The organism is Gracilimonas mengyeensis, from assembly GCF_900182705.1.
Taxonomy (GTDB): domain Bacteria; phylum Bacteroidota; class Rhodothermia; order Balneolales; family Balneolaceae; genus Gracilimonas; species Gracilimonas mengyeensis.
The window spans coordinates 74,339-86,821 of record NZ_FXTP01000009.1 but is presented as its reverse complement, the minus strand read 5'-3'; the positions used below and the strand labels follow the sequence as shown (position 1 = coordinate 86,821).

10 protein-coding genes and 6 tRNA genes are annotated in these 12,483 nt (G+C 43.3%); 10 read left to right on the top strand and 6 right to left on the bottom strand.

Annotated elements, in window-relative coordinates; genetic code table 11:
• Positions 1-284 precede the first annotated feature (284 nt).
• Both rpsA and cmk read right to left on the bottom strand, forming a co-directional pair.
• Positions 285-2,312: a 30S ribosomal protein S1 gene (gene rpsA, locus FN815_RS11195; RefSeq protein WP_142454722.1), complete on the bottom strand. Its 2,028-nt coding sequence runs from the start codon at positions 2,310-2,312 to the stop codon at positions 285-287.
• Between the two features lie 61 nt (positions 2,313-2,373).
• Positions 2,374-3,039 (bottom strand): (d)CMP kinase, encoded by a 666-nt coding sequence (gene cmk / locus FN815_RS11190; RefSeq protein WP_142454721.1) that lies wholly within the window; start codon positions 3,037-3,039, stop codon positions 2,374-2,376.
• Positions 3,040-3,168: 129 nt separating this feature from the next.
• Here cmk and rpsT point away from each other — a divergent pair, with 129 nt between their 5' ends.
• From rpsT to FN815_RS11175, 3 genes are all read left to right on the top strand, one after another.
• Positions 3,169-3,420 (top strand): 30S ribosomal protein S20, encoded by a 252-nt coding sequence (gene rpsT, locus FN815_RS11185; RefSeq protein ID WP_142454720.1) that lies wholly within the window; start codon positions 3,169-3,171, stop codon positions 3,418-3,420.
• 50 nt (positions 3,421-3,470) lie between these two features.
• A complete protein-coding gene (gene gpmI / locus FN815_RS11180; protein WP_142454719.1) occupies positions 3,471-4,985 on the top strand; it encodes a 2,3-bisphosphoglycerate-independent phosphoglycerate mutase in 1,515 nt (504 codons plus the stop codon).
• Between the two features lie 143 nt (positions 4,986-5,128).
• The gene (locus tag FN815_RS11175) at positions 5,129-7,714 is read left to right on the top strand and encodes an ATP-dependent Clp protease ATP-binding subunit (RefSeq protein WP_142454718.1); all 2,586 of its coding nucleotides are present in this window, start codon (positions 5,129-5,131) and stop codon (positions 7,712-7,714) included.
• 102 nt (positions 7,715-7,816) lie between these two features.
• Here the strand turns inward: FN815_RS11175 and FN815_RS11170 are convergent, their stop codons facing one another.
• The gene (locus FN815_RS11170) at positions 7,817-8,905 is read right to left on the bottom strand and encodes a hypothetical protein (RefSeq protein WP_142454717.1); all 1,089 of its coding nucleotides are present in this window, start codon (positions 8,903-8,905) and stop codon (positions 7,817-7,819) included.
• 126 nt (positions 8,906-9,031) lie between these two features.
• On the opposite strand from FN815_RS11170, the gene FN815_RS11165 reads away from it, so the two are divergent.
• The 7 genes from FN815_RS11165 (at position 9,032) to FN815_RS11135 (ending at position 10,891) form a co-directional block, all read left to right on the top strand.
• Positions 9,032-10,162: a glycosyltransferase gene (locus tag FN815_RS11165; RefSeq protein WP_142454716.1), complete on the top strand. Its 1,131-nt coding sequence runs from the start codon at positions 9,032-9,034 to the stop codon at positions 10,160-10,162.
• Between the two features lie 60 nt (positions 10,163-10,222).
• Positions 10,223-10,296, top strand: a tRNA-Pro gene (locus FN815_RS11160).
• A 51-nt stretch (positions 10,297-10,347) separates the two neighbouring features.
• Positions 10,348-10,421 (top strand) — tRNA-Arg (locus FN815_RS11155).
• Positions 10,422-10,443: 22 nt separating this feature from the next.
• Positions 10,444-10,514 (top strand) — tRNA-Cys (locus FN815_RS11150).
• Positions 10,515-10,565: 51 nt separating this feature from the next.
• A tRNA-Glu gene (locus tag FN815_RS11145) sits at positions 10,566-10,638 on the top strand.
• Between the two features lie 15 nt (positions 10,639-10,653).
• Positions 10,654-10,727 (top strand) — tRNA-His (locus FN815_RS11140).
• A gap of 88 nt (positions 10,728-10,815) precedes the next feature.
• Positions 10,816-10,891 (top strand) — tRNA-Glu (locus FN815_RS11135).
• Positions 10,892-11,028: 137 nt separating this feature from the next.
• Here the strand turns inward: FN815_RS11135 and FN815_RS11130 are convergent.
• The 3 genes from FN815_RS11130 to FN815_RS11120 form a co-directional block, all read right to left on the bottom strand.
• A complete protein-coding gene (locus tag FN815_RS11130; protein ID WP_221930308.1) occupies positions 11,029-11,400 on the bottom strand; it encodes a DoxX family protein in 372 nt (123 codons plus the stop codon).
• 10 nt (positions 11,401-11,410) lie between these two features.
• Complete coding sequence (locus FN815_RS11125; protein WP_142454715.1) at positions 11,411-11,764, bottom strand: SnoaL-like domain-containing protein; 354 nt, start codon at positions 11,762-11,764, stop codon at positions 11,411-11,413.
• 111 nt (positions 11,765-11,875) lie between these two features.
• Positions 11,876-12,457, bottom strand: coding sequence for a Crp/Fnr family transcriptional regulator (locus FN815_RS11120; protein ID WP_142454714.1), 582 nt, complete (start codon positions 12,455-12,457; stop codon positions 11,876-11,878).
• Positions 12,458-12,483 lie beyond the last annotated feature (26 nt).

The following is a 12,483-nucleotide window of genomic DNA, read 5'->3' as shown; positions in this document are numbered from 1 at the left end:
ATACTTACTATCGGTGAAGCTTATGCAGTATCTCAAACCTAATACAATAAAACACTTATAATTCTGACGAGAGAGCAGTTGTAGCTCCTTAATACTTTTAGGATAGCATAAATATACAAACCGTCTTAGAGGTCGGAATAGTCGTTGGTGGTTCTTCTTTTATCACTACTCTATATAACCATGCGTCCCCTGCTAATCTGCCAAAAATACAAGCCATAAAAAACCCCTTGCCCAATACAATTGAACAAGGGGTAATTCTTTAAACAGAATGTTAGAAGGAGATTTTACTCTTCTTCGTCAGAGGAATCTTCCTCTTCTTCTGCTTCTTCAGCCTTTTTGGCTTTAGCAGCATCTGCTTTTTTCTGAGCTTCAGCTTTTTCTTTCTTCTCCATATCAGCTTTGAGTGCAGCCAATCCAGACATTTCACCCAGTGTTGGAGCACCGGTTTCAACGTTAGACTGTTCCACTCGCTTCTTGGATTCTTTAGCCTGACCTTTGTCAGAATCAAGCTGGCTCAGCTCAATATTTTTGCTGTTTTCGTCAAAGTTCAGCACAAAAGCGTCTTCCACTTTGTCGCCTACTTTGTATTCACCTTCAACAGACTTGCTGTAGTTCAGGAATGCTTCAGCGCCCAGTGGCAGCTTCACAAATACGCCTTTATCAGTAGTCTTAACTACTTCCCCTTCAACTTTGTTGCCGGGTGCGTATTCTTCAGCATATTTCTTCCAAGGGTTGTCTTCCACTTGTTTGTGGCCGAGAGTAATTCGGCGGTTGTCAAAGTCAACGCCCAGAATTACAACCTCGATTTCCTGATCTTTGTCAACCACTTCGTTTGGATGATCTACTTTCTCAGTCCAGCTGAGGTCAGAAACGTGGATCAAGCCGTCAATACCAGGCTCGAGCTCAACGAATACTCCAAAGTTGGTAAGGTTGCGAACAACACCGGTGTGCTTGGAACCAACGGGGAAGCGCTCCAGGATATCTGCCCATGGATCTTCTTCCAGTTGCTTAACACCAAGCGAAATTTTCTTCTCATCTTCGTTGATGTTCAGAACGATACATTCTACGATGTCGTCCTTCTCAACCAATTGAGATGGGTGTTTAATGTGTTGTGTCCACGACATTTCAGAAATGTGGATCAGACCTTCAACACCTTTTTCAAGTTCAATAAACGCACCGTAATCTGCGATAGACACTACGCGGCCCTGAACTTTGTTTCCTTCAGGATACTTCTCATTGATAGCTTCCCAAGGGTGTGGTTGCAGTTGCTTGAGACCGAGAGAAACGCGCTTGCTCTTCTCATCAAAGTCGATAACAGCAACGTTCATGCGTTGATCCAGAGATACGATCTCGTGGGGATCATCCACACGGCCCCAGGATAGGTCGGTAATGTGCAGCAGTCCGTCAACGCCACCAAGGTCGATGAATACACCGAAGTCGGTAATGTTTTTAACGGAACCTTCAAGTACCTGACCAGCTTCAATCGTTTCGAGAATTTCTTCACGCTGATCTTCAAGGTCAGACTCGATAAGAGCACGGTGAGAAACAACCACGTTTTCGGCAGCCATGTTTAGCTTCACTACCTGGAACTCCATGGTTTTTCCTACATAAGCGTCAAAGTCGCGAACGGGACGCACATCAATTTGCGAACCAGGCAGGAAGGCATCGATGCCCATGACATCCACAACCATACCACCTTTAATACGACGTTTAATATATCCTTCAAGGATCTCGCCATCTTCGTGAGAGGCTTCAATTTTCTCCCAGGCTTGCAGAATATCTGCTTTACGGCGAGAAAGGATTAATTGTCCTTCTTTGTCTTCAACACGATCAAGGAATACTTCTACTTCATCACCAGGTTCCATTTCTTCCAGAGCCTCATTTGAGAACTCATTTACCTGGATAATACCTTCTGACTTAAAGCCGATGTCTACTACAACGTATTTTTCATCAACAGAAACAACACGTCCGTGTACAATTTCCTTTTCTTCAATTTCATTGAGGGTATCTTCATACATACCCACCATCTCATCAAATTCTTCATCAGTATATTCTTCTGATGAGCGCTGTAAATCTTCCAGCTTGTATGTTTCTCCTTCTACATCTCCGGAGTACACATGGGTCAGGGCTTCTTCTTTTTCCTGTTCTCCATTCTCTTGGGCTTCGGCCGTAGTTTCTTCAGAAGTTTCAGCTGTTTCTTCCGTTTCTTCTTCTACAGATTCAGCTTCGGCTTCAGCTACCTCAGTAGTTGCTTCAGCTTGTTCTTCGGCTGCTTCGGCTTGTTCTTTTTCTTTGTTTATATCTTCAGTCATTATATGTGGTTATTGGTTTACCTCACAATTGACTTTCAACTGTGGGATAAGTTAAAATTAATTATTTGCTCTGTGATGAAATTAGTTCTTCAACTTTTTTACTGATGAAAGCGACCTGGTCATCAAAGCTCATTTCTGAAGTATCTACCTCAATAGCATCATCAGCTTTTCTCAGTGGATCAGAACTGCGGTTGGCATCGGTTTGATCCCGCTGGGCTATATTTTGTTTCACTTCTTCGAGCGTAACATTACTTCCTTTGTCTTTTTCTTCTTTAAAACGGCGCCGGGCTCGTGTTTCCAAATCAGCCACCATAAAAAATTTAAGGTCGGCATCCGGGAAAACGGCGGTACCTAAATCCCTGCCATCCGCTATGTAAGCATCATGCTTAACAACTTCGCGCATCAAATCATTGACATATGCACGAACTTTTGGGTTTGAGGCAACTTCACTCACATGTTGGGAAACCTTCATGCTCCTAATTTCGTCGCTAACCTCTTGTCCATCCAAAAAGGCGTGGAATTTTTCATTTTTGAAATAAAAGGAAATCTCGCTTTCTTTCAGCTTGTCAAAGAACGTAGTAAATTCTTGCTGGGCGTCAATATATAACAAGGTTGCTACACGATATAACGCTCCTGAATCCAAAAATTGGATTTGAAGGTTAGCCGCTACGGCTCTTGCTGTTGAACTTTTACCCGATCCTGCGGGCCCATCAATTACTACTATCATAACAGAACAGATAAATTAAGTTTATCTTTGTAATTATTCAATCATTTCTTGTTTAATATTTTCATAACTCTTAATTTTGGTTTCTCGAAAAGAATCGGGCAATAATTAACTTTACAAAGCATATTAACAATGCCAATTACTAAACAAGCCATTAAGCGCGTTCGCCAGGCCGAGAAAAACCGAAAGCACAACCGTAGCCGGCGTTCTAAAATGCGCGAACTTATCAAAGAAGTTTACGACCAAAATGATAAGGCCGAAGCCGAAAAGGCTCTCAAAGAAGCTGTATCTTACATCGATCGCATGACTGTGAAAGGGATTATCCATAAAAACAATGCAGCTCGCAAAAAATCTCAGTTAACTAATTACGTTAACAACCTCTAAGCTCACGCTCATAACTGAGCACCCACTCGCCATCCTCTCAAGAGATTCTTATGGACAGTTCCAAAGCATTACTCGTAATTTTAGACGGTTTCGGGTTAGCTGAAAACCCGGAAGTTAGCGCTGTTAACAAAGCTAACACACCTTTTATAGATTCACTCTTTAAGAACAGTCCAAATTCCAGGCTTTCGGCCAGCGGCGAGAATGTTGGATTGCCTGACGGGCAATTTGGCAACTCAGAAGTAGGTCACCTTAATATTGGTGCCGGCCGTATTGTCTGGCAAGAACTCTCCCGTATTAATAAAGCAATCAACGATGGCTCTTTCTTTGAGAACCCTGAGTTGCTGAAAGCGGTGGAAAACGCCAAGCCCAAAAATAAGATTCACATTATGGGGCTGTTTTCCGATGGCGGCGTGCATAGCCACAACGAGCATCTTTTTGCATTGCTCAAATTGTGTAAGAAGCATGACATTGATGACGTGTTTGTGCACGCATTTACAGACGGACGCGACACTTCCCCTAACGGAGGAATTGAATACGCCCGTGAGTTTGAGGAAAAAGCAAAAGAGATTGGAAAGGGTGAGTTAGCCTCTATTATTGGTCGCTATTATGCGATGGATAGAGATCACCGTTGGGAGCGCACACAGCTGGCTTACGATTTGCTGGTGCACGGCAAAGGCACTAAAATGGATTCCGCAGAGCAAGCTTTCCAAGCCTCTTACGATGACGATGTAACCGACGAATTCATCAAACCAGTGCTTCTCAATGATTCCGACCGATCCCGTATTGAAGAAGGCGATACGGTTATTTATTACAATATTCGCGGTGACCGCGCACGACAAATTTCTCGTGCTCTGAATGATCCTGCTTTCGATGAGTTTGAAACAGAAGAACTGGATCTGCACTACACTACCTTCACTTCCTATGATGAGACTTTTGATTTTGCACGGGTAGCCTATCCCCCACAAGAGCTCGTCAATACTATAGGAGAATGGGTCAGCAAACAAGGTCTAAAGCAATTCCGCATTGCCGAAACCGAAAAATACCCACATGTTACCTATTTCTTTAACGGTGGAGTGGAAACTCCCAATGAAGGAGAAGAACGTACGGTAATTCCCAGCCCCAAAGTAGCTACCTATGACCTTCAGCCAGAAATGAGCGCTAAAGAAGTAGCCGACACACTTTGTGAAAAACTGTCTACTGAGGAATGCAGCTTTGTAGTACTCAACTTCGCCAATCCTGACATGGTTGGCCATACCGGCGATATGGATGCAGCCATCAAGGCCGTAGAAACCGTTGATACTCAGCTCAAAAGGGTTATCGACACTGCAAACGCGCACGGCTATCGCTCACTTATCATTGCAGACCACGGTAATGCTGACTGCATGGTTAAAGAAGATGGCAGTGCTCACACCGCGCACACAACTGCTCTGGTTCCAGCTATTATCGTCAATTATCCTGAGTCCATATCTATGAAAAACGGGATTTTGGCCGATGTTTCTCCTACCCTGTTAAAGCTAATGGGATTAGAAAAACCTGAGGAAATGACCGGCTCCGCTTTATTTTAATTCGGAGTCACTGCATTTAGTTTGCATTTACTTTACCGCGCTACTACCTTCATACCTGTAATGAACTAAAGCGACGTTTTACTCGTTTTTTTATCCGAATATCCACCAAATTATTTAAGACAAGCAAATAAGGTATACGTCAGATGGAGGGAAATTTTTCAAGCAAAGTTCGCGATGTGATTCAGTTCAGCCGAGAGGAAGCTCTGCGGTTAGGGCACGATTACATTGGAACCGAGCATCTAATATTAGGTATTGTTCGATTAGGAGATGGCGTGGCAGTGCGCATACTTAAAAATCTGGACTGTGATCTCTTTAAACTTAAGAAGACGATCGAAGACACTGTGCGAGGCACAGGTGGTTCAGTTCAGGTTGGCAACATTCCACTAACCAAGCAAGCTGAGAAGGTTCTCAGAATTACTTATCTGGAAGCTAAGCTTTACAAGAGTGATACTATTGGAACCGAGCATCTTTTATTATCTCTGCTTCGGGATGATGAAAATATTGCGGCCCAAATTTTACAACAATTTAGTGTTTCCTACGATGCCGTTCGTGAAGAGCTGGACATGATCATTTCCGGAAAATCACGCGATGACCAATCTTCGGATTCATCATCCATGACCGCAAGTGCTTCTGCATCCAAAGGCTCTTCTTCCGGCTCTGGAAGTTCAAGGGAAAAGAAAATGGAAAAATCTAAAACACCCGTACTGGATAACTTTGGACGGGATCTAACTGAGATGGCCGAAGAGGGTAGCCTTGATCCCATTATCGGCCGTGAAAAAGAAATTGAGCGTGTAGCTCAGGTTTTGAGCCGACGTAAAAAGAATAATCCTGTACTTATAGGTGAACCAGGCGTAGGTAAAACAGCTATCGCTGAAGGCCTGGCTACTCGCATTGTTGAGCGCAAAGTATCACGAGTGCTTTATGATAAACGTGTGATTGCTCTTGACCTTGCAGCCCTGGTCGCTGGAACCAAATACCGTGGACAGTTTGAAGAACGCATGAAAGCGGTGATGACTGAGCTGGAAAAAACAGATGATGTTATCCTGTTTATTGATGAGCTCCACACTATCGTTGGTGCCGGCGGAGCAAGTGGTTCACTGGACGCTTCCAATATGCTTAAGCCAGCTTTAGCGCGTGGCGAAGTACAAGCAATTGGAGCAACCACTTTGAACGAATACCGTCAATTCATTGAAAAAGATGGTGCTCTGGAACGCAGGTTCCAAAAAATCATGGTGGATCCTACCACACCTGAAGAAACCCAGGAAATTCTTAACCAAATTAAACCTAAGTACGAGAAGCATCACAGCGTACGGTATACCGAAGAAGCCCTTGAGGCCTGCGTGAAACTTACCGACCGCTATGTTACTGATCATTTTCTCCCGGATAAAGCCATTGACGCTCTGGATGAAGCCGGAGCCCGGGTGCACTTGTCTAATATCACCGTTCCTCAAAATATTATTGATCTTGAAGAGGAAATTGAAGAGACCAGTGCTGAAAAGAATTCTATGGTCAAAAAGCAGCGCTTTGAAGAAGCAGCCCGTCTGCGTGATACGGAGAAGCGCCTGATCGAAGAACTTGAAATGGCTCAGAAAGAATGGGAAAAAGAATCCGAAAACATCGTGTATGATGTTGAGGAAGAAGATGTCGCCTCCGTAGTCGCTATGATGAGCGGCGTTCCTGTGAATAAGATCAGCCAGAACGAAGGCATGAAACTGCTGAAGATGAAAGAAAGCTTGTCTGGGCAAGTAATTGGACAGAATGAAGCTATCGTTAAGCTTACAAAAGCTATACAGCGTACTCGTGCCGGTCTTAAAGATCCTTCCCGTCCCATCGGCTCCTTTATCTTCCTTGGTCCTACCGGGGTTGGTAAAACCGAAATGGCTAAAGTTCTTTCCAAGTATTTATTTGATAAAGAAGATTCCCTTATTCGTATCGATATGAGTGAGTATATGGAGAAATTCTCCGTCTCACGTCTTGTGGGAGCACCTCCGGGATATGTTGGATATGAAGAAGGTGGAATCCTTACAGAAAAAGTACGTCGTAAGCCTTACAGCGTAGTGCTGCTTGATGAAATTGAAAAAGCACACCCCGACGTATTTAACATCCTGCTCCAGGTATTAGATGATGGTATTCTTACCGACAGCCTGGGACGTAAAGTTGACTTCAGAAATACAATTATCATTATGACCTCAAATATCGGGGCACGTGATATTCGCAACATGGGTAAAGGCATTGGCTTTGATACCGATGATTCTGCCTTCGACTATGCGAAAATGAAGTCTACCATTCAGGATGCTCTGAAAAAGGTATTCAATCCAGAGTTCTTAAACCGTATTGATGACGTAATCACCTTTAAGCCACTCGAGAAAGAGGATATCTACCAAATCATCGACTTGATGAACGAAGACTTGTTTGCTCGTATTAAAGAACTCGGCTTTAAAGTGGAAGTCACCAAGGCGGCCAAAGAGTTTATCACGGACAAAGGTTTTGACCAGAAATATGGTGCTCGTCCTCTCAAGCGCGCAATTCAAAAATATATTGAAGACCCGCTTGCTGAAGAATTGCTTGAAAATAAGCATGAGCCCGGCTCTGTAATCAAAATCAAGATGAATAAATCTCGTGACGATTTAGACTTTGATTGGGACGAAGCTGAACCTGTAGAAGAGAACGCTAAGAACGAAGATAGTTCTGAGCAGGAAAACACTTCAGAGGAAGCTAAAGAAGCTTAACCAAACCCAAGAAAACTTCACCAAATTAAAAGCCCCGCCAGCATTCAGCTACGGGGCTTTTTTATTGGATCCAAAAATTCTAAAATCTAAATCAGAAGTGCGTTACCAGCTAACGTTCAGTGCTAACGTAGTGCTCAAACCTGTAAGTACGTAGTTACCGGCGTTACTTCGATTGAGACGCAATGGCACCGCATCACTGATTCCAAGTGCCAGTCCATATTCTTTACGCTCCAGAGAACGTTCTTCAAGATTAATCGCATGAAATTGAACATCATTTAAAAAGTCCCCACTTCGCTCTGCACTTAAAGCAATGATCGTAGCTTCTTCCGGCACGTAATCAGCAAAATAAATACTGCCAGACCGTATGCTGGTGCTGCCCATTCGTTCCCCGCTCGTCACAGAGAAAACGGCTACCCGACTATCTGAGCGTAAGGTTAGATAACGGCCATCCTTAGAAACCCGGAAGTCACTGATATCCTGATTCAGGCTAAAAGAATTGAGCTCATTTCCATTGCGATCCAGCAGTGTGATTATATCATCGGTACCGGAAAGATAGGTTACCACACCAATAAATTGTCCGTCTTCGCTCACTTCCACAAAACGAATGGCACGGTCCTGGCTGTTAAAAATGTTTTGGGTGATGCCATTTGGTTTGACCACGCTTGCCCTGGATCCTTCTACCCCATCACGCACAATCACCGGGTTATAAAGTACAATGGTTTCGAACATGGGGTCCGCTGCTAGCTCGGATATAGCCTCGCCTTCCGTACTCTGTGAACTATTGGAAATGGAATTGCTGATCTCGCCGAAAGAATCAAAAAACAGGAAATTGGCGATGTTCTCTCTGAGAACAAATCCACCATCCGGCTTGGCATATACTTCAATCGACGAGTCATCAGGCTGAAAATCATAATCTCTACTTTGAAGTACTGTACCATTGGTTCCGTATAGTTGAATGTTACCAGTACCCAACGCCGCAATTGACAAGCCTGATGCTACATTAATATCAGCCGAATAAGAACCTCCCGCCACGAAAGAAGGTGCTCCCCTCTCTAAAGTAAAGCTGGCGTCAGCAAGCTCAAATTGATTACCGGCATCAGCTGTTTGTTGTACCTCACTGATTTGAACTGATTGGGCAAAGCCCTGAAACCATGCAAATGAAATAAATAAGCTGAACACAAGTGTTTTCATAAATAATAAATAGTCGTTTGATTTAGCCCTGCAAAGAAATGGATTTTGCATGAAAATAGCATAATATTTACAAGGTATTATGTTTGTTTTTGCTGACGCTAACCTGTACCATCTTTTTAAAAATCCGTGATTTCTATATTAAGTGTTTTTCCTCCTTACCGGGGAGGCATTGCCACCTTTAGTGATTATTTGTATCGGAATTTAGACGATATCACTGATGTGAATGCCTACAATTTTAGTTATCTGTACCCTTCGTTTTTGTTCCCGGGGAAATCCCAGTTTACAGAGGATGATGCAGCCGGTAATTATGCCAAACGGATTTTCCATTCCTGTAATCCTTTTAACTGGAAGAAAACAGCCCGGCAGATCCTTGAGGATAACCCGGATCATGTAATCTTATGTTACTGGCATCCTTTTTTTGCCCTGGCTCTGCTAAAGGTTATGAATGAAATAAAAAAGCAGCGACCTAAGTTACCCGTTCATGTTCTTGCACATAATGTAGTCCCTCATGAATCTTTCCCCTTAGGTCACCGCTTATCTAAAGCGCTTTTGGATAAAGCAGACACACTGATTCTTTTATCCGAAAAAAGTTGTGATGAAGCCAAAAAGATTGGGGTATCGTCAACCATTATTAAACTTTTTCATCCGGTATACGAGCAAAAGAAACCCATTCAGTCCCGAAATAGCCTTCGTAATGCTTTTGGCTACTCCAATAAGGATAAGGTGTTTTTGTTTTTTGGATTGGTTCGCCCTTACAAAGGCCTCGATTTATTTATCGAAGCGCTAAATACTCTTGATCTTGAGAAGCATCATATCCGTCCTTTAATTGTTGGGGAATTTTATACGGATAAAGAACCGATACTTTCAAAGATTAAGGATACACACCGGGGTTTTTATACCATTGACGACCGTTTTGTAAGTGAGGAAGAGATGGCTGAGTTGTTTACACTCTCAGATGCGTTAGTCATGCCCTATCGTTCAGCCAGCCAAAGTGGGATCTTGGCTAATGCCATCAATTTTCACCTTCCATCTATTGTCACGAACTTAAAGGGACTCACCGAGCACATAGAACACCAGAAAACAGCATGGGTTGTAGAGAAAGAAGATGTAAAAGATCTGTCAAAAGCGATATTATCCTTAACTGACCCCAACCAGCTAAAGGAGATAAAAGCCGCTTTAATCCCTTTAAAGGAACAACTGAGCTGGAAGATGTTCACCAAGCAGTTGATTACAGAAATAAGTGAAGAAATTTCTTAATTATATTTGCCTCAAAATGTTCAACTCCGTATTTTTGGAATCTGTCCTGTTAACGGATTACGGGGAGTGGCGCAGTCCGGTAGCGCATTCGCTTTGGGAGCGAAGGGCCGCAGGTTCAAATCCTGTCTCCCCGACTAAAAAAGCAGTTACTGCTTTTTGTTTTTTGAAATGTTTGTACAAGTTGAGCGCCCGTAGCTCAACTGGATAGAGCAATTGCCTTCTAAGCAATAGGTTACAGGTTCGAGTCCTGTCGGGCGTACAAACTCGATTGCTTTTATTAAGGCGACATGGCCGAGTGGTTAGGCAGAGGTCTGCAAAACCTCGTACGGCGGTTCGAGTCCGCCTGTCGCCTCTTTGGCTTATTCTTGTTCTAAGCTTTTTGAAAATTTGATTTATATATGATGCCGCGTTCGTCTAGGGGTCTAGGACGCCGCCCTTTCACGGCGGTAGCACGGGTTCAAATCCCGTACGCGGTACATTATTTATACACGGAGCTCGTAGCTCAGTTGGTTAGAGCGCTAGGTTGTGGCCCTAGAGGCCGTGGGTTCAAATCCCATCGGGCTCCCAATACCATATCAAGTGACCAGTAGACAGTAATCTAACTTTTGATGCTGCTTGTTGGTCACTATTTTTCTGATTATTGTTTTTTTAACGCCGCGTTCGTCTAGGGGTCCAGGACGCCGCCCTTTCACGGCGGTAGCACGGGTTCAAATCCCGTACGCGGTACCATAAAAAAGCCTCTCTTGCATAAAGAGAGGCTTTTTTGTTATTGGTGTATTTTCGGGTTTATTCAGATAATTTGTCAGACAGGTATTGATCTAAAGCAATTTTTCCGGCACCTGATACCATCAGGGCCGCGGCCATACCTAATACAAGCAGATGAAACTCAAAACCTTCTCTTGCTGGTTTCCATACCAATTCATGAAAAACCCGTACTGGATGTGGGAGGTAAATATGATACCCACAAATAATCCAAAAATTGCTATGGCATTCAGGCGGACCAATAATCCGGCTATCAGTAATAGCGGAACGAAGAATTCTATCAATATCACTAAAAAACCTACCGACCACGGGAGGCCTGCAGTAGCAGTAAAGAATTCCATAGTGCCCGTAAAACCGTACCCGCCAAACCATCCAAATAGCTTTTGCGCCCCATGAGGGAAAATAACAAGGGCAAGCGTATAGCGAATAATAACCGGACTCCATTCTTCCTGGCTTTCTAAAAATTTGTATAACATAGCCTGCTCCCTAATTTGCGTAGTAAAACTTCTCTTTGACGATTTTGCCATCCTTCCACTCTTGAACCGATACCTGCCGGTAGTTTCGAACGCCCCATTCTTTATGTGTATAATCGAAGTGCCATTCCACCATAGTACAATGCACCCCTACCGCTACCTTAAGCGGTTCTGCCTTTCTTAGCTCCGTTACATTGGCTAAAAACTCCTGTTCTCTTTCTCGGTTGGCAGCTTTCCCAATGGTTGGTTCGTCTTCATTTTCCTGCATTACTACCTCGTCGGCATAGAATGTGTCGAACGCTTCAAGCACTTTTCCACGGCTGAACAAATCGTTTAATCGGTGGATATTTTCTGATAATGATTGCATTACTTATTTCTTTTTGATTGTGGTTTAATTCCAGAAATAAGCTATGCAGAAGGTAACAGTAAGCCAATGAAGTAGGTTATTTAATTTGCTTAAACCAGTTTAAGATTTGCCCTAATCTTCCCCAAAACGGCTACGAATTTTACTTAAAAATTCTGGTGTGATACCCAGGTATGAAGCAATCATATACTGGGGCACCCGCTGCTCTATGGTTGGATACCGATTCCTGAATTCGATGTACCTTTTGCCCGCATCCTGACTATAAGAAGCAACTACTCTGTTTTGGGAAGCAATGAATGCCTTTTGAATAATCAACCGAAAAAAGCGTTCCAGTTTAGGAATTTTTCTATAAAGAGCTTGCAGATCTTCATGTTCGAACTGTATGAGTACGGAAGGCTCTAATGCATCCACACTGAAATTAGCTGGTGTTTGACTCAGAAAGCTCTGCAAGTCTGCAATCCACCAGTCCTCAATGGCAAATTGCACCACGTGTTCTTTTCCCTCTTCATCGGTGTGATAACAGCGCAAACAGCCTTCAACCACAAAACTCTCATACCGGCAGACTTCCCCCTGCTCAGCTACAAACTGATGTTTGCGAACTTTTTTTATGCGGGTAGATGATTTAATCTGCTCTTTGTCCTCTTCCGTCAGAGAAATATGTTGCCCGATGTATGTAAATAATTTCTTGTAAGCCAATGTTTTAGTAAGCTGTTGAAAATTTT